Below are 21,076 nucleotides of genomic sequence, written 5' to 3'. Positions count from 1 at the left end.
TTTGATCGGCTGGCATGCGTCTTGAAAAGCATCAAAATTCGCCTGCATCGATGCTTTTTTTGCACTGCTCCGCTGATTGCTGCATAGTGAAGCGGCATGGCTATTTTTTGCGCAGCGGAGGTCTCGTGCTTCACTCTCGAAAGCTCATCTATATCAATGAAATCGTTCGCTGTGGCTCAATCCGAAAGGCGGCTGCGCGGCTCAACGTCGCCTCCTCAGCCGTCAACCGGCAGATCCTCGCGCTGGAGGAAGAGCTGGGGGCGCCGATCTTCGAGAGGTTGCCGAAGGGTTTGCGGCTGACGGCTGCCGGCGAACTCTGCATCGAGCATATCCGCGACGTGCTGAAGAATTACGAGCGGCTGGAGGGTCGGCTGCGTGGCTTGAAGACGCCGCAGATTGGCAAGGTGTCGCTGGTGACGACCGTGGGGCTCGCCTCCGGGCCGCTGCCGGCAATCCTGTCGGGCTTTATCGCCAAGCATTCGCGCGTGCAGATCAAGCTGCGAAGCGATGGCGGTGTGACGACGATCAATCCGGTGCTTACCGGTGAGGTGGATGTCGGCCTCGGCTTCAATATTCCAGCGACGCCGGGCATCCGGACGCTTGCCAATTTCGACGTGCCTGTTGGCGTCGTGCTGCCGCCGGGGCATCGGCTTGCGCTGGAGGAGGGGCCGGTCGATCTTGTGGAGGTGGTGCAGGAGCCGCTGATCCTGGCGCAATCAGGCACCAGCCTGCGCAACATTATCGATCTGGCGCTGGCGCCGCTGCCGCTGCCGGTCGATCCGGTGGTCGAGACGAATTCATCCGAGTTGATGAAGCAACTGGTCAAGGCGGGCACGGGGCTGACGCTGCTCAACCCGCTTGATGCGCTGGCCGAATGCCGACGCGGCGAGCTCGTCTTCCGGCCGCTCACCGAGGCGCATGTGCGCCATCAGCCGATGAAACTGTTTGCCCGGGCCCGGGCACCGCTCGATTCGGCCACCAGCCTGTTCATCGAATATCTGATGCAGGAATTGCTTCTTCTGGTGCAGGACCTGAAGGACCGCGGGCATATTCCTGAAAATATCCGTGCAACAGCGTGACGGTTTGTGGCCTCAGCCGGGAGCATAGAGGTTCGACAGGGGATAGGCGGCGATGTCGCGCAGGAGTTCGATGAAGCCTGCCACCTGATGTTTGCAAATGGCCTCACCCTTTTCCGCCATGCCCTTTGAGGCGTCGCCGACCACGCCATGCGGGTTAAGATCGTGGGCGATCCAGGCGAGCGAATGAGGCGGCAGGGGCGTGAGGAATTTGGAGCTTGCGCCGATTTCCTCGGCCTTGGACACAAAGTTCTGCGCCTTGTCCATACGCACCAGCTCGGGGCGAAAATGCAGCATCAGCGAGGTCTCGACCTCACCGCCGTGAATACCGTAGCGGCTTTCATGCTCGGAGATCATGCCGTCGGGATTGCCGAAGCGGCTCCATTGCGTGGAGACGACAGCCATCTGGTGGCGCACGCGGAGTTCCCGGGCGACGATGCTCATCACGTCAACATTGCCGCCGTGCGAATTGACAATAACGAGCTTGCGGATGCCGGCTTCAGCCACCTTTGCGCCGATCGCCGTCCAGGCGGGGATCAGGATTTCCGGGCCGAAGGAGAGGCTTCCGGGACCATAGACATGTTCGTTGGCCTTGCCGATTTCCTGGGTCGGCAGGACGAGGAGATTTAAGTCATCAGGCCGCTGGGTCTTCAGTTCAGCGAGCATGCCATTGGCGATTGCAACATCGGTGGCGATTGGCAGGTGGGGGCCATGCTGTTCGGTCGAGGCGATCGGAAGAATAGCGACCGTCGTCTCGGCCGAAAGCGAGGCGAAATCATAGGTCGTGAGTTCGTTCCAGAAGAATGGTCTGGCCATGGCCTTGCCCCGATTTGTGTTCTTATACCGTTCGATAAGGCAAAAATGCGGGACGCGAAAAGCACCATATTTCGCTCGCAGCGATGCTAATTTGCGCTCGCCGGGCTCTGGGTCGGGAGGATTCTGGCACCAGCGGTGCCAGGTTAATGTTGGCAGGTGCGCTTTGGGCGTGCTGGTTGCATGTGCCGGGCCGCTTTGAAGTTCGAATTTACAAGTTTCAATAGCATCAGGTCCCCGAAACCAAATCATTAAAACAAACCCGTAGCTCATGATGCGGGTGTCTTGTGTTCTGGGAATTGTGACACGAACGATCGGCATAAGACGCTGCTTGGCTTCTTCCTCGCCATTGTGCGGGCGAGAAACAGCCGTTTGCGATCGCTACCTCGACATGTTCAGGTCGAATTGCTGCTTCAGCTTGGCGATCTTTTCCTGATAATTGTCCGCCGGCATGCCGCGAAACATCGTCTCCTCCGGCAGTCCCACAAACACGGTCATGCGGTCTTCCCCCGTTGCGAAGATGCCGCTCTGGGTGAAGTTCCAGGCGATGTAAAAAGCCGATGCTCAAACAGAACCGGTGTGTTGCGGATACCGTTGGGAGGCATGTTATAATACTTCAACCTTACAGGTTGCAACCAGAGGCGTGTCGCACAAGTACACTTTATGCTTGCACAGGTTTGCCTGCTGAACGCGAAGTGCAACGCACAGCACACAACGCCTGTACGCCAGCATTTCGTGAAATATTATGCGGTCCACGCGGCAAATACCGCGCAACAGCCATCCTGAAGCGGGCAATAGTGGCTGAAGCGAGAATTCTTGCCTTAGCAGGCTCTGTGAGGGCCTCAAATGGTTCGAAAAACGCTGATAAACCGATAAAAAAGGGAACAGCATCGTCATGACACATCAATTCGATAAGTCCCGCTGGAGCCGCAACGACGACAGCGCAGTTGAAAACGCCATTCGTCGCGGCGCGACCCGTCGCGATCTGCTTCGCATGCTCGCTGCCGGCGGCGTTGTTGCCGCAACTGCTGGCACGTTCATCGGTTCAGCACGAAATGCTGTCGCCCAAACGCCCAAGAAGGGTGGCGCGCTGCGCTTGGCGCTCACCTCGACCTCGACCGCCGATACGCTCGATCCGGTCCGAGCCTCGGCGCAGGGCGATTACATGCGCATGTCCACCTTCTACAACAAGCTGACGGTGCTCGATAACTCGCTGACGCCACAGATGGAGCTGGCGGAAAGTTTTGACACCACGGACGCCAAGGTCTGGACGATCAAGCTGAAGACCGGCATCACCTTCCACAACGGCAAGACGATGGATTCTGCCGACGTGGTCTATTCGCTCAGCCGCCATGTCGACCCGAAACTGACCTCGCGCGCCAATGCGCTGGCCAAGGCGATGATCAAGATCGAGGCCGTCGACAAGACCACGGTGCGCATCGAACTCGACCAGGCGAATGCCGACCTTCCGGCCATCCTCGGCACCTATCATTTCGTCATCATCCCGGAGGGCACCTCGGATTTCACCAAGGCTGTCGGCACCGGTCCCTATATGACTGAAGTGTTCGAACCCGGCATCCGCACGGTCGGCAAGCGCAACCCGAACTATTTCAAGTCAGATGCGGCTTATGTCGACAGTATCGAGATGTTCGGCATCCCGGATGAAAATGCCCGCGTCAACGCGTTGCTCTCCGGCGATATCCATATCGGTGCTTCGATGGATGCCCGCTCGGCGCCGCTCGTGAAGGCCAACCCCAATCTTCGGCTGATGGTCGCTCCCGGCGGCAGCTACACCAACCTCAATATCCGCATGGATATGGAGCCGGGCTCCAAGAAGGACTTCATCGACGGCGTGCGCGCGCTCATCAACCGCGATGCCATCAACCGCGCCGTCCTGCGTGGCTTCGGTGAGCCGCATAACGACCAGCCCATCCAGCGCGCCAACCGCTATTTCAATGCGGATGTCGTCGCACCAGCCTTCGATCCCGAGCGCGCCAAACATCATTTCGAAAAGGCCGGCCTTCTCGGCGTCGGCATTCCGTTGATCTGCTCGGAAGCTGCCAAGGCCTCGCCCGACATGGCGATGGTGCTGCAGCAGGATGCCGCCAAGATCGGCGTCAAGATCGACGTGCAGCGCATGCCGGCCGATGGATACTGGTCGAACCAGTGGATCAAGGCGCCGTTCCACTTCGGCAACATCAATGCCCGCCCGACCGCGGATATCCTGTTCTCGCTGCTCTACAAGTCGGACGCCGCCTGGAACGAAAGCCGCTACGTCAACCCGAAATTCGACCAGATGCTGCTCGAAGCGCGCGGTTCTCTGGACGAAGTCAAGCGGAAGCAGATCTACGGCGAGATGCAGGCTATGGTGGCCAAGGATGCGGCAACCATCATCCCGGCCTATATCGCTAGCGCCGATGCCATGAGCACCAAGGTCGGCGGCCTCAATCCACATCCGCTCGGCATGCTGCAGGGCTATAACATTGCCGACACCGTCTGGCTCGACGCCTGATCGATCATGGCGCGCGGGATACCGCGCGCCTTTTCTGCGGGATTTCCAGACTGAGCGAGAGGCACTGCCTATATGAATAAACGCATCCTTGAGATGATCGGCGGGCGATTGGTGGTAGCCGTTCTGTCGCTGTTCCTCGTGTCGCTGGCGGTCTTCTTCATCACGGAGTTGTTGCCCGGCGATACCGCACAGGAACTGCTTGGCCAGGCTGTGACGACGGAAGCCGCAGCCCAGCTTCGCGAAACGCTCGGTCTCGATCGTCCGGCTATCCTGCGCTATTTCGAGTGGATCTTTGGGCTGCTGACCGGTGACCTCGGTTATTCGCATGTCTCTGACCGGCCGGTTGCCAACCTCGTTGCCGAACGCCTGCCGAACTCTCTCACACTCGCTGCCATCACCATGGCGATCACCATTCCGCTGGCGCTCGGTCTCGGTATCGTCGCCGCCATCTGGAGAGGTTCAATTTTCGACCGGGCGATCTCGTCAGCTGCGATTATGCTCGTTTCCTTCCCGGAATTCATGATCGCCACGCTGCTGGTGATGTGGCTGTCCGTTTACATGCAATGGCTGCCGGCTTTGTCCTTCATCCCGGCAACGGCGGATTTTCGCACCATCGTGCTTGCCTTCATCATGCCGGTTTCCGTTCTGGTGTTCGGCAGTTGCTCGCAAATGATCCGCCTGTCGCGCGCGGCCATCGCCGATGCGATGGCGACCCCTTATGTGGAAATGGCTGTGCTGAAGGGCGCCTCGCGCGGCCGCATGGTGCTGCGTCACGCACTGCCGAACTCGGTCGCACCAATCGTCAATTCCGTGGCGCTCAGCATGTCGGGCCTTCTCGGCGGTGTGATTATTGTCGAGACGGTGTTCAACTATCCAGGCCTCGCCAAGCTGATGGTTGATGGTGTCTCGACGCGCGACATGCCGCTCATCCAGACCTGCTCGATGATTTTCTGCGGCTTTTATCTCGTGCTGATCACTGCAGCCGATATCATCGCCATCCTGTCCAATCCGAGGTTGCGCTGATGACCGTTTCCGCTGCACCACGACGCAAGATCCGCATGCATATTCGCCCGATCGCCGCTGTCTGCTTGGCTGTCGTCCTGTTCTGGATCATCGTCGCGGTGTTTGCACCGCTGCTGGTTCACTACCCTGTCGGCGACATGGTCAGTTACGATTATTTTGGTCCGATGAGCGGTGAATACTGGCTCGGCACCGATTATATCGGTCGCGACATCTATTCCCGCCTGATCGTCGGCGCCCGTTACACGATCGGCATCGCCTTTGTCGGCCTGATCCTTGCGGCGCTGATCGGCATCACGCTCGGCCTGCTGGCTGCCGCTTTCGGTGGCCTGTTCGACATGGTCCTCAGCCGCGCCATCGACACGTTTGTCGGCATTCCAAACCTGCTTCTGGCGCTGGTCATCGTCGCCGGCGGCGGCTCCAGCATCCCGATCCTGATCTTTGCCATCACCATCATCTTTTTCCCCGGGTGTTTCCGCTTCACCCGGTCGATGGCGGTTAATGTCAATGCGCTCGACTTCATCTCGGCGGCGCGTGCACGGGGCGAAGGCCATTTCTATGTGATGATCCACGAGATCCTGCCCAATATCGTCGGACCGATCATGGCCGATCTCGGCCTGCGTTTCGTCCACATCATCCTGCTTCTGTCGGGTCTCAGTTTTCTCGGCCTCGGCGTGCAGCCACCTTTCGCGGACTGGGGCGCACTGGTGCGCGAAAACATGATCGGCATTTCTTACGGATCGCCGGCCGTGGTCGTGCCGTCGCTGGCGTTGGCCAGCCTGGCGCTCGCCATCAACCTCCTGATCGACAACCTGCCGCAGCGCATTCGCGACCAGCTGGAGTAGACCATGACCATTCATTCGAAAACCGTTGGCGACACGCTGGTCAAGGTCGAAGACCTCAGAGTGACCGCGACCGCTGACAGCGGTCGAAAAATCGAGATCCTCAAGGGCGTGTCCTTCGATGTCCGGCGCGGCGAAGTGCTGGCACTGATCGGTGAATCCGGCTCTGGCAAAACCACGATCGCTTTGTCGCTGCTCGCCTATGCTCGCTCCGGATGCCATTTTTCCGGTGGCCGTGTCCTGCTCGATGGTGTCGACCTGATCGCGCTCGATGAAAATGCCCGTCGAAAGCTGCGTGGCAACACGGTGTCCTACGTTCCCCAAAGTGCGGCGGCGTCGTTCAATCCGTCGAAAAAGATCATGGATCAGGTGGTCGAAGTCGCCGAGATCCACGGCATCATGGACAAGGCGGCTGCGCGTAAGAAAGCGATTGGCCTGTTCCGTAGCCTGTCGTTGCCATCACCGGAAACCATCGGCGACCGTTATCCGCATCAGGTCTCGGGCGGCCAGTTGCAGCGCTTGGCCGCCGCCATGGCCCTGCTTGGCGATCCCGAACTGGTCGTTTTCGACGAACCAACGACCGCGCTCGACGTCACCACCCAGATCGAGGTGCTGAAAGCCTTCAAGGCCGCCATCCTCGATCGTGGCATGACCGGCGTGTATGTCTCGCATGATCTCGCGGTTGTGGCGCAGATTTCCGATCGCATCATCGTCTTGAAGGATGGCGAGGTTCAGGAAGCCGGCGAGACAGAGCAGATCGTCGGCGCCCCGGCACATCCCTATACGCAGGCGCTGATTTCGGCTTTCGAGCCGGTGGAAGCGGAAGCCGCCGGCTCGCGCCCCGCCAACAGCGTGGTTCTGGAAATGCGCGATGTCGTTGCCGGTTACGGTCCTGTCAACAGCGACGGCCGGCCGCAAATCGTTGCCGTCGACGGCGTCAGCCTCACCCTGCAACGAGGCCATTCTCTCGGCGTGATCGGCGAATCCGGCTGCGGCAAGAGCACGCTCCTGCGGGTTGCCGCAGGTCTGCTGCCGGCCGCAGCGGGTGCCTGCATTCTCGATAGCAAGGAACTGCGCCCGCAGGTCAGCGCCCGCAGCAAGGACGAACTACGCAAAATGCAGATCGTTTTCCAGCTGGCTGACACGGCGCTTAACCCGGCTCAGACGGTCGGCAACATCATCGGCCGTCCTTTGACCTTCTACCACGGCATGAAGGGCGAAGCGCGCGACAAGCGGGTCATCGAGCTTCTCGACATGGTGCGCATCCCGGCGCAGTTCCGTCACCGGCTTCCGCGCGAACTGTCGGGCGGTCAACGCCAGCGCATCAACCTTGCCCGCGCGCTTGCCGCCAAGCCGGATGTGCTACTCTGCGATGAAATCACCTCAGCGCTGGACACTGTCGTAGCCGCCAAGGTTCTCGAACTGTTGAAGGAGTTGCAGCGCGAACTGCATCTTTCCTACCTGTTCGTCAGCCACGACATCCACACCGTGCAATCGCTTTGCGACGAGGTAGTGGTGATGTTCGGCGGCAGGAAGCTGGAAACCTTTGCCGCCGCTCACCTGCATGCAGAGACGCGCCATCCCTATACGAAACTGCTGGCCTCTTCGCTGCCGACGCTCGATCCGACATGGCTCGAAAATTTGCAACAGGACCCGGAACTGGTGCGCAAATTCGCCCACGCGTGACGCTTGGAAAATACAGCCCAAAGACAAATGGCCCGGATCGCTCTGGACCATTCTCGTTCGAACGATCAGAGATCGATCAGCACCGACTTGGTGCGCATCGCCCCCATATAGGCTTCGCGGCCGAGATCCTTGCCGAGGCCGGAACTCTTGTAGCCACCGGTCGGCAGGATCATGTCGCGTGAACGACCATAGCGGTTGACCCAGACGGTGCCGGCTTCCAGCTTGCGCGACATGCGGATTGCCCGCGACAGGTCGCGGGTGAACAGGCCCGATGCCAGACCGTAGGTCGGGTGGGTGGCGAGTGCCGTTGCTTCTTCCTCGGTTTCGAATGTCTGGATGCTCAGGACCGGTCCGAAAATCTCTTCCGTCACGGCCGGGTTGGTTTCATCGACACCGGCCAGAATGGTCGGCGCATAAAAATAACCCTCCGATTGCATGCGGCAGCCGCCGGCCACGAGTTCCGCACCCGCAGATTTGGCGGCATCGACGATGGCTTCGATGCGGGCGATCTGGGTCTCGGAAATGATCGGGGAATACGTGGTGTCGGCATCCCATGTCTTGCCGGGCCGCATCGCCGCCATATGGCCGGCGATCTTGGTGGCGAGTTCTTGCGCCACTGATTTCTCGGCGATCAGGCGGGATCCGGCGACGCAGACCTGGCCGGCATTGCCGGTGATTGAGCGGGCGATACAGGCGGCGGCGAGGTCGATATCGGCATCGGCAAACACCACCTGCGGGCTCTTGCCGCCAAGCTCCAGCGTCATCGGCTTGATGCCGGTACGGGCGATATCCTGCATGATCTGCACACCGGCGCGGGTGGAGCCGGTGAAGCTGACCTTGCCGACCAGCGGATGCGTGGTGATGGCAGTCCCGGTCACCGGGCCATCGCCGAGCACGACATTGACGAGACCGGCCGGGATGCCGGCACGCACTGCCAGTTCGGCGAGATACAGCGTCGAGAATGGCGTCATTTCCGATGGTTTGATGACGATGCCATTGCCGGCGGCAAGCGCTGGGCCAAGTTTCCACGCGGCCATGGACAGCGGCACGTTCCAGGGCGCGATCGCGCCGATCACGCCATAGGGTTCATGCAGGATCATGCCCATCTGCGCGTCCGCGGTCGGAACGACCTGGCCACCTTCCTTGTCGGCAAATTCGGCGAAGAAACGGATATGGTCGGCGCAGTTGACCACGTCGCTCTGGCGCGCCTGGGTGATCGGCCGGGTCGAGCAGACGGCTTCCAGCTGCGCCAGATAAACGGCTTCCTCATCGATCAGGTCGGCGAAGCGCCGCAGGATGCGCGCACGGTCACGCGGCATGCAGGTCGCCCAGTCGGATTGGCGTTGAACGCGTGCCGAAATCTGGATCGCCTCATCCACCAGTGCCGCGTCGGCGACCGGAATGGCGGCCAGCGGTTTGCCGTCGCTCGGACGCCGGATTTCCAGTGCGTCCGCGCCCTCGACATAACGTCCGTCGATAAAATGGCCCTTCGGCAGGCGAAGCGTTGCGGGATCAAAGGAGAGCGTCATGCAAGGTCCATCCGGTTTTCAAGCGATCGGCCGAGGATGTGTGCTCGACCATGGTGCCGACAGGTTACCGGAGGATGGATGGGCATTTGTGCCGTATCGACCTCGAGGGACCGAAGATACTGCGCATTTGCGCCTGCTGCCCAAGAAACGCGGCAGAAGAAAATGATGCGTAGCCACAGGTAAAGCGCGGAAAATGCTGCGATACCTCTCTAGGATGTTATTCTGTCAGAAGCGGCGATTGAGCGGATAGCGGCATGGAAACGAGAAAAATCGACAATTTCGAGCTTCAGCTCGTTCCAATGGCGGAGGAGCATATTCCTCGGTTGCACGAGCTTTCGATCGCCGTGAACTGGCCGCATCGCCCCGAGGACTGGGCCGTCGCGCTGGCGCTCGGCGAAGGCGTTGTCGCCTTTGACGAGATCGGCCGCCCGGTCAGTTCGGCCATGCTGTTTCCACTCGGCGAAGGTGTCGCCAATATCGGCATGGTCATCACATCGCCGCGCCTGCAGAACCATGGCGCCGCCCGGTGGCTGATGGATGAAATGCTGCAGCGGACAAAAGGCAAGGTACGGCGGCTCAACGCCACCAAGGCCGCCTACAACCTCTATCTCTCGATGGGTTTTCAGCCATATGCGCTTGTGCTTCAGCATCAGGGCACGGCAATTGCCTTGCCGGGCGAAGATATGCGGGTGCGGTCCATGACCGACGCCGACATTGCCGCGATCATCGACGCCGACCGTCGCGGTTTCGGCTCCGACCGCAGCCATGTCGTCGAACATCTTCTGCCGCTGTCGGAAGCGACGGTGCTGGAGGAAAATGGCAGGATCAATGGTTACGCCCTGTGTCGCCGTTTCGGCCGTGGCCATGTGCTCGGCCCGGTCGTGGCCGCCAGTGAAGAGGATGCCATCGCCTTGATCCGCCCGCTCATTGCGGCGCACGAAGGCAATTTCCTGCGCATGGATACGCGCCATCCGAACGGACCGTTGCAGGCAGCGCTTGAACAGGCAGGTCTCGTCCTGTTCGATCACGTCACCACGATGCAACTGGAGCCGATCGGCAAGGTGCCGGAACTGACGGTGTATGGACTTGCCAATCAGGCATTGGGATAGGATCTGCCGCGCCAACCTCCACCGGGGGAGAGATGTGACTTCTGCTCTGGCTGGATCGCAAACTCCCCGATATCATGCACGCGATGGCCGGATGGCTGGATAACGCAAGGGTACAGACGTGAAGCTTGACCGCATCGACATTCGGATTTTGCACGAGTTGCAGAAAAACGGACGCCTGACGAATGTCGAACTTGCCGACCTCGTTCACCTGTCGCCCAGCCCATGCCTGATGCGGGTGAAGAAGCTGCAGCAGGTCGGCTATATCACCGGTTATTCCGCCCATATCGATCTGGCAAAACTCGGCCCCACCGTCACGGTGTTTACCGAAGTTACGCTCAGCAACCATCGCCAGAACGATTTCTCGCGCTTCCAGCAAGCGATAGAAAAGGTTGAAGAGGCGATAGAATGCCACCTTATCTCCGGTGGTTATGACTATCTGTTGAAATTCGTGACGGCCAGCATTTCCGACTATCAGGAATTGATGGAGCGCCTGCTCGAGGCCGAGATCGGCATCGACAAGTATTTCAGCTTCATCGTGATGAAATCAGCCTTCGTGAAACACCACCTGCCGCTGCGCACCCTGTTTCCCGAGTCTTGAAGATGAATCCGCCCGCCAGTCGGACCGGCAGGCGCTCGTCCTGTCGTTGCTGATCAGACGATGCGGTCGCTGACCGCCCTAGTAATTTCGTCCGTCGAATTCTGTCCGGGTGTCGTGCCGATGCCGGCTGCCGTGGTCGCTTCGATGGCCGCCATGACCCGAGCGGCCGATGCGGTTTCGCCCAGATGTTCCAGCATCATCGCCGCGGACCAGATGGCGGCGATCGGGTTGGCAATGCCGAGATGAGCGATATCCGGTGCCGAACCATGGACAGGTTCGAACATGGACGGGGCAGAGCGGTCCGGGTTGATGTTGGCCGACGCCGCAAAACCCAACCCGCCCTGAATGGCGGCACCGAGATCGGTAAGGATATCGCCGAACAGGTTGGAAGCCACAACGACATCCAGTGTTTCCGGCGCCATCACGAAGCGGGCAGCAATCGCATCGACGTGATAACGCGACACCTCGATATCCGGATATTCGGCGGCTAGCTGATCGGTGACCTCGTCCCAGAACACCATCGTATATTTCTGGGCATTCGACTTTGTCACCGATGCCAGTTTGCCGCGCCGTTTCCGGGCCTGCTCGAAACCGAAACGCAAAATTCGCTCGACGCCCTTACGGGTAAAGATCGAGGTTTCGACCGCCACTTCATCGGCCGTGCCCTGATGCACCCGGCCGCCAGCACCGGAATATTCACCCTCCGTGTTTTCCCGGATGCAGAGAATGTCGAAATTGTCAGTCCGCAACGGGCCGACCACGCCCGGCAGAAGGCGATGAGGTCGAATGTTGGCGTACTGGGTGAAATTCTTGCGGATGGGCAAAAGCAATCCGTGCAACGATACCGAGTCCGGCACTTTCTGTGGCCAGCCGACGGCACCGAGCAAAATGGCATCGAATGCGCGCAATGTTTCGATGCCGTCTTCCGGCATCATCCGTCCGGTCTTGAGAAAAGTGTCGCAGGACCAGTCCAACCAGGTGCCGTCGAGCTCCACGCCGTCGAGCGCGCAGGCCTGTGAGATCACCTTCCATGCGGCCTGAGTGACCGGTGTTCCAATCCCGTCGCCGGGGATCAATGCAATCTTGTGGGCAGCCATCGATGTCTCCTCATGTCTTTATCGCAAGGGTCGCAGACCTCTCCGTGATTTGCTGCCGGTCTTTTCGACGAGCGCAGCATATTCTGCCCGGCGCTGGAAAAGAACCGCATGATCGTTCGCGCCCGACGTTGCACATATGGATCAAGACGAAAGGATGTTTTCATGCTTGGGCTTTCAGATACCTCTCTTTTCCAGACGAGCTGCCTGATCGGCGGTGAATGGCGTGATGCGTCAGACAGCGCACGTATCGCGGTGGTCAACCCCGCCGATGGACAGGTGATCGCCAAGGTGCCCGACTGTACGGCAGAGGATACGGCGCAGGCGATTGCCGCTGCTCAAAAGGCACTACCGGAATGGCGCGCCCGCACGGCCGCAGAGCGTGCGAAACTTCTGGAACGCTGGTCAGCGCTGCTTGTCGAGCACACGGAAGATCTGGCGCGCATCCTGACGCTCGAACAGGGAAAGCCGCTTGCCGAAGCGCGTGGCGAAATCGCCTATGGCAATGCCTTCATCAAATGGTTTGCCGAAGAGGCCCGCCGGATCGGCGGCAGCACTATCCCGTCGCCGACAGCCGGGCGCCGCATCATGGTGATGAAGGAAGCCGTCGGCGTCTGCGCCATCATCACACCGTGGAATTTCCCAACCGCGATGATCACCCGCAAGGTCGCGCCGGCACTGGCTGCCGGCTGCACCGTCGTCATCAAGCCCTCCGACTTCACACCGTTGTCGGCGCTCGCGCTTGGCGTTCTGGCCGAGCGGGCCGGAATCCCGGCCGGTGTCATAAATGTGCTGACAGGCAAGCCGGAGGCGATCGGTGGCGTGCTGACCTCCAGCCCTGTGGTGCGCAAACTGTCCTTCACAGGCTCGACCCGCGTCGGTTCGCTGTTGATGCAGCAATGCGCCGGCACAGTGAAGCGCCTGTCGCTGGAACTCGGCGGCAACGCGCCGTTTATCGTGTTCGATGACGCCGATCTTGATCTTGCCATTGAAGGCGCGTTGCAATCAAAATTCCGCAATGGCGGCCAGACCTGCGTCTGCGCCAACCGCATTCTTGTCCAGGCCGGCATTTACGACGCCTTCTCGCAAAAGCTGGCGGCACTTGTGTCGGCAATGAAGGTCGGCGACGGCCTGACGGATGGCATGGATATCGGCCCGATGATCAACTCGGCCGCCGTGGAAAAGATCAACCGCCATGTCGCAGATGCGCTCGCCAAGGGTGCCAAGGTCATTTCCTCGGCCGTTTCCGGCGCAGAGGGCGCGCAGTTCGTGACGCCCGTGGTTCTGAGCGTCGCCACCACGCAGATGATGCTCGCCCAGGAAGAAACCTTCGGGCCTGTGGCGCCGCTTTTCCGTTTCGAAACCGAAGAAGAGGCGATCGCGATTGCCAACGACACGCCTTTCGGTCTCGCCTCATACTTCTACACCCGCGATCTGGCGCGAGCTTTCCGGGTCGGTGAGGCGCTGGAGACCGGCATGGTGGGGTTGAACACCGGGCTGATCTCGACCGAAGTCGCCCCCTTCGGCGGCATCAAGCAGTCGGGCCTCGGGAGGGAAGGGTCGCAACTCGGTATCGAGGAATATCTCGAGACGAAGACCTTTCATATCGGCGGACTGTAATGGCAAGATGGGGACGCGGATGTCTGTGCAGGAAATACTCTCTGATCTGGTCGCCATCCCGTCACTTCCCGGCACACCAAATACCGTGGTGACCGATTGCCTACGGTCACACCTGTCGCATGACGGCATCGACGTGACGGTTCTGCCGGGACCGGAATGCGACCGCGCCAACCTGTTTGTAACAATAGGTCCGCGCGACAAGCCGGGTTACATCCTGTCCGGCCACAGCGATGTCGTGTCGGTCGACAATCAGGTATGGGCATCCGATCCGTTTCGCCTCTCCGCAAGTGGAGAAAAACTGATTGGCCGCGGCACCACCGACATGAAGGGTTTTCTTGCCTGTATTCTGGCCATGGTGCCGGAGTTTGCCGCCATGCCCCTGCGCCGCCCGGTGCATCTTGCGTTTTCCTATGACGAGGAGATTGGCTGTCGCGGCGTCGGCCACATGATTGCCCGGCTGCCGGAGCTTTGCGCCCCACCGGTGGGCGCCATCATCGGCGAGCCGAGCGGCATGCGGCCGGTCTTGTCTCACAAGGGCAAACAGTCGCTGGAGCTGCACTTTACCGGCAAGGCGGGTCACTCTTCAAATCCGGCGCTCGGCGAAAATGCCATATATGCCGCAGCGGACATGCTGGTGCATATCCGTGAGATGGCGCAGTCTATGGAACGGGATGGGCCTTTCGACCAGCGGTTCGCACCGGCTCATTCTACCTGCCAGGCCGGCGTGATACACGGCGGCGCTGCCGTCAACATCATTCCCGACAGCGCCGAAATTCAATTCGAAGCGCGCGCCATACCGGGCATTGATCCGCGTTCGCTGAGCGTCTCGATTATCGACCGTATCGACGCGCTGAACGTCGAAGCGAAGGCGGCAGGGCGCAATCTGTCGGCCACATGGCGTGAAACCTCCAGCTATCCAGCGCTGCCGCCCTGCGAGGATCGCGGGTTTGTCGCGCTGATGGAGCGGATGAGTGGCAATCCCTCGGTTCAGGCCGTCAGCTACGGCACCGAGGCTGGGCTGTACCATCAGGCCGGCATTCCATCGATCATCTGCGGGCCCGGCGATATCGGGCGGGCGCATGGGCCGGACGAATTCATTCTTCTGTCCGAATTGCAGGAATGCCTGGCGATGCTGCGCAGGCTCGGTGCAGAATTGTGTCGCGACCTCTGACGCAAGATTCTCAAGAAAGCCATTTGATGACCAATCACATTACCCGCAAAGTGCTCGACCACGCCGGTTTCAAGAGTGCACTTACCCATATCGATGCTGGCTATGACCGCTTCGTCGACGAACTGATCACGCTGACCGAGATCCCCGCTCCCCCCTTCAGGGAAGAGCGCAAGGCCGCCGCCTATCTGGAAATGATGCAGGAAGCCGGGCTGGAAGAGGCCGCACGCGACGAGATCGGCAATGTCTGCGGCCTGATCCGCGGCACCGGCAATGACGGTTATCTCGTCGTGGCCGCACATCTGGACACGGTCTTTCCCGAAGGCACCGATGTTACCGTTCGCCGTGAGGGCACCAAACTTTTCGCACCGGGCGTCGGTGACGACACGCGCGGCCTTGCCGCCAACCTGACACTGATGCGCGCCATCAAGCAGTCCGGCATACGCCCGAAAAAAACGATCCTGTTCGTCGGTGATGTCGGCGAAGAGGGCAAGGGTGACCTGCGCGGCATCCGCCATCTGTTTACGGAAGGCCAGTATCGAGACCGCATCGACGGCTTCATTTCCGTCGATGGCCCGGAAACGGCGCGCATCGTCAATCAGGCGGTCGGCTCCTATCGTTACCGCGTGACCTTCAATGGTCCGGGCGGCCATAGCTATGGCGCGTTCGGCACGGTCAATCCGGCCTATGCCATGGCCGAAGTGCTGACGGGGCTTTCGGAACTGCATTTGCCGACGGAACCCAAAACCACCGCGACCCCTTCCGTCTTCGGCGGCGGCACCTCGATCAACGCGACGCCCGAAACCGTGTGGTTCGAACTCGATCTGCGCTCCGTGTCGCAAACCGAGCTTGACCGCATCGATGGCGAATTCCATGCCCTGCTGGAAAAGGCGGTCGCTGCCGAAAACGCCCGTGCCGACATCTCTACCGGCAAGGTAACGGTCGAGGCCATGCGCATCGGCCACCGCCCCGCAGGCGCCGTTGCCGACAATGCGCCAATCATCACGTCGAGTCTCGATGCGATCAAGGCTTTCGGTTTCGAACCGCGCCTGACGGCATCGTCCACCGATGCCAATATTCCGATCAGCCTCGGCGTGCCGGCGGTCTGCATCGGTTCCGGCTCGGGTGTCGGCGGCCGTGCCCACTCGCTCGAGGAATGGATCGACGTGGATCGTGACCGCAACTGCGCTCACTGCATGCGCTTTTGGCTGTGATCCTCAGTATTACCGATCTGGAAGATTGAGCCAGGTCATATGGTTTATTGCTGTCCGCCCAAGGCGGGCAGCCCTGTGCACCTAACTGGAGAAGCAATGACCTTTCAGATCCTGTCCTATCCCGGCCGTGTAGAAACGTTCCGCAAGATTTTTGGCCGCGATATGCCGGAGGTCGGCTTTGCGGGCTCGGTGGAAGAGGCTGATCCGGCCGATGTGCGTTATCTGATGGCCTGGACATTTCCGGACAATCTCGCAAGGCGTTACCCCAATCTCGAATTGATCTTCTCGACCGGCGCCGGCATCGACCAGATGACCGCCGTCGATATCCCGCCGGGCGCAAAACTGGTGCGGATGATCGAGGAGGGCGTTACCACGCTGGTGCGCGATTATGTGGTGATGGGCGTTCTCGGCCTGCACCGCGACCTGCCGGCCTTTCTCGCGCAGCAACGGCAGGAAATCTGGAAGACCCGCGATTTCGTCTGGCCTGACGAGCGGCAGGTCGGCATTCTCGGCTTGGGCGAACTCGGCATGGCGACCGTCAATGCGCTGCGCCCCTTTGGTTTCAAGCTGGTTGGCTGGAGCCGCACCGCCAAAACCATCGACGGCGTCGATTGCTACCACGGCGCCGATGGCCTGCGCGACATGCTGGCCGGAACCGATATCCTCGTCTGCCTGCTGCCGCTGACGGATGAAACGCGCCATATCCTCGATGCGACACTTTTCGCACAATTGCCGAAGGGTGCCGGCCTCGTGCATGCGGGCCGTGGCGGCCATCTTAATCAGGACGCACTTTTTGAAGCACTCGACAGCGGCCATCTCGCCGGTGCGTTCGTGGATGTCACCGATCCCGAGCCGCTGCCGGTCGGCCACCGTCTGTGGTCGCATCCGCATGTTGTGCTGACACCGCATATCGCCGGCCACAGCCGCCCGGAAAGCGCCGCCGAGGCGACCATCACCAACATCCGCCGGCATCTGAACGGCGAACTGCCGAAGGGGCTGGTCGATCCGAAGCACGGATATTGATCCGGATGGTCGGGTGTCGCACATGCCTTGTGGCAGCAACGTTCGCAGCACGTTCGAAACTTGGCAGAAAATGCGGCAACGGCAGCCATCCCCGGCGACCTGCAACTGCCGCCTCATGCGAGGATCGGATGTTATCGCAGTGGAGGCTTCATGCAGACCGTTACCGCTTCTGACATCAACATCGTCGACCTCGGACCTCCCGATGCAGTCGAGGCGCAGCGTCTGTCCCAGCAGGAAGCCTGGCCGCATCGTCTGGAAGATTGGCAGTTTCTGCTCGAAATCAGCCAGGGTTTTGGCGCGGTGTGTGATGGCAAACTGATGGGAACGGCGCTGCTCACGCCTTACGGTGATACGGCGGCTACCTGCAACATGATCATTGTCGATCCGGCAATGCGCGGCCTTGGTGTCGGGCGCCGGCTGGTGGAAAAGCTGCTGGAACGTGCCGGTGGTCGCGAATGCCGACTGATCGCCACACAGTCAGGTCTGCCGCTTTATGAGAAACTCGGTTTCGTCGCGACCGGCGAGATCCGTCAGTATCAGGGCATTGTCAGCGCGGCCTCCATTGATGCCGAGGTCGCTGAGGTGACGTATGCCGACTTACCGGAACTGATCGCATTCGATACGGCAGCCCAGGGCCTCGACCGCCGCGCCTTGATGGAGGTGTTGATCGAGGAAAAGCCCTTTCTGCTGTCGCGGGATCAAAACGGTCTGCGCGGTTTTGCCTCCTGCCGCCCGTTTGGACGCGGCCACATACTCGGGCCGCTGGTTGCGCGAGACGAAGAAGCTTTCAGGACGCTGCTTGCAGCCTCCATCGCACGCCATGACGGAAAGTTCCTGCGTGTGGATCTTACCGATGCGGCGGCGGATGTCGCGCTGGTCGAAGCCGCGGGCCTTGCCCATGTCGGCGGCGGTATCGCAATGACCCGGCCCGGCGCACAAGGCGCCACCCCATACGGCGGCGGGCGTGTCTATGCGCTGGCCAGCCAGGCGCTGTGTTGATTTTTCTTCGATAGTGCAGTGATCAAAAAAGACCCGGAGACAGCGATGTTTCCGGGTCAAGTCGTTGGGGATTCTGCTGCGTGGGTCGGCTTCAGCCGACGATGACGTAGATTTTGCGCACGGTTTCGATGGTCTTCCAGATGCCAACATAACCTGGCTTCATCATGAAACTGTCGCCCTTGCGGAAAATGCGCGGCTCCTGGCCCTGTTCAGTCAGTTCGATGACACCTTCTAGCAGGTGGCAGAACTCGAACTTCTCGCCTTTGATGGAATGGTTTGAACCTGGCGTGGCTTCCCAGATACCGGTGATCACTTCACCGTTGCGGGCATCCTCGAATGCCCATGTGCTGTAGGTCGGATCACCCTCCACCAGCTTTTCCGGGTCGCATTTGCGTGTCACCGGCGTGCCGAGTTTCGACTGGTCGAATTTGATGAGAAGGCTCATGTCTTGCTCCTGAAAATTACTGGAAGCGGTCGAGCGCCTTGTAATAGGCGCCGACCAGGGGAAGAAACCAGGGTTTGCCGAAATGGCCGGGAACTGCGTTCCAGGCGAGGCCATCCCAGGGATTGCGGTTGATGCAACCTGTCATCAGGTCGGCCATGATCTCGCCCATGTGGGTGGCAAGCTGCGCACCGTGGCCGGAGTAACCCATGGCGTAATAGAGGCCCTCGGCCTCGCCGGCGCGCGGGTAGCGGTCCTTGGTCATGTCCACCAGACCACCCCAGCAATAATCGATGTCGATATCGGCCAGATGCGGAAAGATTTTTGCCATGCTGTCGCGCAGGATTGCGCCGGCCTTGGCATCGGAACGCTGGTCCGAACTGGCGGAGAAACGCGCCCGCCCGCCCCATATCAGCCGGTTGTCCGGCGCCAGGCGAAAATAATTGCCGACGTTCATGGTGTTGACGTAGGTGCGCTGGCCCGGAACCGTCGCCGCCACCTCGGCATCCGTCAGCGGACGGGTGGCGATCAGAAAACTGCCGACCGGAATAATGCGGCGGCGGAAGAAGGGGAAAGCAGCGGTGGTATAGGCGCCGGTCGCCAGCAGAACCTTGCCTGCCGAAATTTCGCCGCGTGGCGTCCTCAGCCGCCAGACATTGCCGTCACGCTCGCGCGAAGTCACGGGTGTCTCCTCGTGGATGACGGCACCGTGACGGGCTGCGGCTGTTCCAAGCCCGCTGACGAACCGGCCCATATGCATCATCGCGCTCTTTGTCTGCAACATGCCGCCATGAAAGGCGTCGGAACGCACCTCGTTGATGAGGTCGGCGCGGCTGAGCATTGCCGTATCCGGGTCGGCATCCTTGTGCAGCGCCTCAAAATTGCGGGCGAGGCCCTCGTAGTGCGCCGGTTTGGAGGCCAGCTTCAGCTTTCCGGACCGCCGGAAATTGCAGTCGATTTTCTCATCCGCAATGATCCGCTCGATCGTGGCAATGCCATCGTCGAACGCCTTGTAGATAGCACGTGCCTTGTCTGGGCCGAAGGTTTCACGGGCATGGCCGTAACTGTGAGCGATGCCGTTGTTGAGATGGCCGCCATTGCGGCCCGATGCCCCAAAGCCGACAGTTTCGGCTTCGAGCACCACGACGGAATGCCCCTCCTGAGCCAGCTTGCGGGCAGCACCCAGCCCGGTAAAGCCCGCGCCGATGACCGCATAGTCAAAGCTGCCGCCAGCGGCATCTTTCGATGCCGCATCGAAGGCGGGCGCCGTATCGTGCCAGTAGGAGAGGTATTTCATGTCACATCCTCAAAGGCCAAACACGCCCGGCAGGCCGCCAATGCCCTTGATCTCGGTATACTCGTAGAACGGGTTGGCCGGCTCGTGTTTGCGGTTGACCCAGACTTTTGACTTGATGCCGAGATCATGCGCCGTCATCAGGTCGTAGCGGAAGGACGAGGAGACATGGGTAATGTCTTCCGGCCCGCAACCCAGAACGTCGAGCATGTATTCAAAGCCATTCATCTGCGGCTTGTAGGTACCGGTTTCTTCCGCAGTGATCACCTTGAAGAAAGGCGCACCGAGCTTTTCGACATTGGACATGATCTGGCTCTTCATCGCATTGGACAGGATGACGAGCGGGATCTCCTTGGCAACGGCCGCGAGGCCGGCCGGTACGTCGTCATGGGGACCCCAGGTTGGAACTTCCTCATAGATGCGCTTTGCATCTTCGGCCTTGAACGGCACGCCATGTTTCTTGCACGTGCGCTCCACGGCATTGTGAACCACGTCCGCATAAGGCTTCCACGCGCCGAGAACTTCGTCGAGACGATAAGCGGAAAAGCTCTTGATGAAGGCGAGCATGTCAGGTTCGGCCAGATCATCGCCGTAAATGCGTCGTGCGGCGCCCGCCATGTCGAAATTGGTGAGCGTGCCGTAACAATCGAAGGTGACGAACTTCGGTCGGAAAGTCATGGCGGGAATTCCTGTGTTGCGAGCGTTGGCGAGCCTTCGCGGCTCCTGACACAAATCCTATGGCCTGTTTGAAGATGGACCGGCCGCATTGCGGGTCGGAAGAAGCACAAAACACCGTATGTCGAGGCCGCGGCGATAGGATCTTGCGGGAGCCGCGCGAAAGCTGTCCCGCCATTGCCATCTGCTTTGCGCTGCGCCGGCATATCCTTTGGCATCATCGATCACGAACAGCGCAATCTTTCGTGGCAGCCGGTCAATCAACCGAACAGTGCGCGTTCCGGGCCGGATAATCGGGCCATATCAAAGGTCGCCACTGCTCATCTGAACGATGCAGGTCGGGCGCAACAACCGGAAATGAT

General features: G+C 60.3%; 18 protein-coding genes. 12 read left to right on the top strand and 6 right to left on the bottom strand.

Features of this window, described 5'->3' with window-relative positions; translation table 11 throughout:
* Positions 1–125 precede the first annotated feature (125 nt).
* Positions 126–1,079: a LysR family transcriptional regulator gene (locus ACQY1J_RS02725; RefSeq protein WP_430249269.1), complete on the top strand. Its 954-nt coding sequence runs from the start codon at positions 126–128 to the stop codon at positions 1,077–1,079.
* A gap of 12 nt (positions 1,080–1,091) precedes the next feature.
* Here ACQY1J_RS02725 and ACQY1J_RS02720 read toward each other — a convergent pair whose 3' ends face one another.
* The gene (locus ACQY1J_RS02720) at positions 1,092–1,892 is read right to left on the bottom strand and encodes a creatininase family protein (RefSeq protein WP_430250007.1); all 801 of its coding nucleotides are present in this window, start codon (positions 1,890–1,892) and stop codon (positions 1,092–1,094) included.
* Between the two features lie 892 nt (positions 1,893–2,784).
* Here ACQY1J_RS02720 and ACQY1J_RS02715 point away from each other — a divergent pair.
* The 4 genes from ACQY1J_RS02715 to ACQY1J_RS02700 all read left to right on the top strand — a co-directional run bounded on the left by ACQY1J_RS02715 (position 2,785) and on the right by ACQY1J_RS02700 (position 7,949).
* Positions 2,785–4,401 carry an ABC transporter substrate-binding protein gene (locus ACQY1J_RS02715; RefSeq protein WP_430249268.1) on the top strand — a complete coding sequence of 539 codons (1,617 nt, stop codon included), beginning with the start codon at positions 2,785–2,787 and terminating at the stop codon, positions 4,399–4,401.
* Positions 4,402–4,473: 72 nt separating this feature from the next.
* Positions 4,474–5,424, top strand: a complete 951-nt coding sequence (locus tag ACQY1J_RS02710) for an ABC transporter permease (protein ID WP_430249267.1) — start codon at positions 4,474–4,476, stop codon at positions 5,422–5,424.
* The gene (locus ACQY1J_RS02705; RefSeq protein ID WP_430249266.1) at positions 5,424–6,266 is read left to right on the top strand and encodes an ABC transporter permease; all 843 of its coding nucleotides are present in this window, start codon (positions 5,424–5,426) and stop codon (positions 6,264–6,266) included. Before ACQY1J_RS02710 ends, ACQY1J_RS02705 begins: the two co-directional genes overlap by 1 nt.
* A 3-nt stretch (positions 6,267–6,269) precedes the next feature.
* Positions 6,270–7,949 carry an ABC transporter ATP-binding protein gene (locus ACQY1J_RS02700; RefSeq protein WP_430249264.1) on the top strand — a complete coding sequence of 560 codons (1,680 nt, stop codon included), beginning with the start codon at positions 6,270–6,272 and terminating at the stop codon, positions 7,947–7,949.
* 65 nt (positions 7,950–8,014) lie between these two features.
* On the opposite strand, the gene ACQY1J_RS02695 is transcribed toward ACQY1J_RS02700, so the two are convergent.
* On the bottom strand, positions 8,015–9,478 hold the full coding sequence (locus ACQY1J_RS02695) for an aldehyde dehydrogenase family protein (RefSeq protein WP_430249263.1): 1,464 nt from the start codon (positions 9,476–9,478) through the stop codon (positions 8,015–8,017).
* 254 nt (positions 9,479–9,732) lie between these two features.
* Here ACQY1J_RS02695 and ACQY1J_RS02690 point away from each other — a divergent pair, with 254 nt between their 5' ends.
* A complete protein-coding gene (locus ACQY1J_RS02690) occupies positions 9,733–10,587 on the top strand; it encodes a GNAT family N-acetyltransferase (RefSeq protein WP_430249262.1) in 855 nt (284 codons plus the stop codon).
* A 118-nt stretch (positions 10,588–10,705) separates the two neighbouring features.
* Positions 10,706–11,185, top strand: coding sequence for an Lrp/AsnC family transcriptional regulator (locus ACQY1J_RS02685; RefSeq protein ID WP_430249261.1), 480 nt, complete (start codon positions 10,706–10,708; stop codon positions 11,183–11,185).
* Between the two features lie 53 nt (positions 11,186–11,238).
* Here ACQY1J_RS02685 and ACQY1J_RS02680 read toward each other — a convergent pair whose 3' ends face one another.
* Positions 11,239–12,282: a tartrate dehydrogenase gene (locus tag ACQY1J_RS02680; RefSeq protein WP_430249260.1), complete on the bottom strand. Its 1,044-nt coding sequence runs from the start codon at positions 12,280–12,282 to the stop codon at positions 11,239–11,241.
* A gap of 162 nt (positions 12,283–12,444) precedes the next feature.
* On the opposite strand from ACQY1J_RS02680, the gene ACQY1J_RS02675 reads away from it, so the two are divergent.
* The 5 genes from ACQY1J_RS02675 (at position 12,445) to ACQY1J_RS02655 (ending at position 18,303) form a co-directional block, all read left to right on the top strand.
* Entirely contained in the window at positions 12,445–13,899 is a 1,455-nt protein-coding gene (locus ACQY1J_RS02675) for an NAD-dependent succinate-semialdehyde dehydrogenase (protein WP_430249259.1), read from the top strand.
* A gap of 19 nt (positions 13,900–13,918) precedes the next feature.
* Positions 13,919–15,070, top strand: coding sequence for an acetylornithine deacetylase (gene argE / locus ACQY1J_RS02670; protein WP_430249258.1), 1,152 nt, complete (start codon positions 13,919–13,921; stop codon positions 15,068–15,070).
* 26 nt (positions 15,071–15,096) lie between these two features.
* Positions 15,097–16,281 carry a M20/M25/M40 family metallo-hydrolase gene (locus ACQY1J_RS02665; protein WP_430249256.1) on the top strand — a complete coding sequence of 395 codons (1,185 nt, stop codon included), beginning with the start codon at positions 15,097–15,099 and terminating at the stop codon, positions 16,279–16,281.
* Between the two features lie 96 nt (positions 16,282–16,377).
* Positions 16,378–17,304 (top strand): 2-hydroxyacid dehydrogenase, encoded by a 927-nt coding sequence (locus ACQY1J_RS02660; RefSeq protein ID WP_430249253.1) that lies wholly within the window; start codon positions 16,378–16,380, stop codon positions 17,302–17,304.
* Positions 17,305–17,454: 150 nt separating this feature from the next.
* A complete protein-coding gene (locus ACQY1J_RS02655) occupies positions 17,455–18,303 on the top strand; it encodes a GNAT family N-acetyltransferase (protein ID WP_430249251.1) in 849 nt (282 codons plus the stop codon).
* Positions 18,304–18,394: 91 nt separating this feature from the next.
* Here the strand turns inward: ACQY1J_RS02655 and ACQY1J_RS02650 are convergent, their stop codons facing one another.
* The 3 genes from ACQY1J_RS02650 to ACQY1J_RS02640 are packed head-to-tail and all read right to left on the bottom strand — an operon-like array spanning position 18,395 to position 20,717.
* A complete protein-coding gene (locus ACQY1J_RS02650) occupies positions 18,395–18,748 on the bottom strand; it encodes a cupin domain-containing protein (RefSeq protein WP_092662688.1) in 354 nt (117 codons plus the stop codon).
* A 16-nt stretch (positions 18,749–18,764) separates the two neighbouring features.
* Positions 18,765–20,042 (bottom strand): NAD(P)/FAD-dependent oxidoreductase, encoded by a 1,278-nt coding sequence (locus ACQY1J_RS02645; protein ID WP_092662689.1) that lies wholly within the window; start codon positions 20,040–20,042, stop codon positions 18,765–18,767.
* Between the two features lie 9 nt (positions 20,043–20,051).
* Positions 20,052–20,717, bottom strand: a complete 666-nt coding sequence (locus ACQY1J_RS02640) for a haloacid dehalogenase type II (RefSeq protein ID WP_430249249.1) — start codon at positions 20,715–20,717, stop codon at positions 20,052–20,054.
* Positions 20,718–21,076: the final 359 nt, after the last annotated feature.

Source organism: Neorhizobium sp. DAR64860/K0K1, assembly GCF_050500205.1.
Lineage (GTDB): Bacteria > Pseudomonadota > Alphaproteobacteria > Rhizobiales > Rhizobiaceae > Neorhizobium > Neorhizobium soli.
The sequence above is the reverse complement of the archived record's forward strand: the minus strand, read 5'-3'. Positions and strand labels throughout refer to the sequence as shown.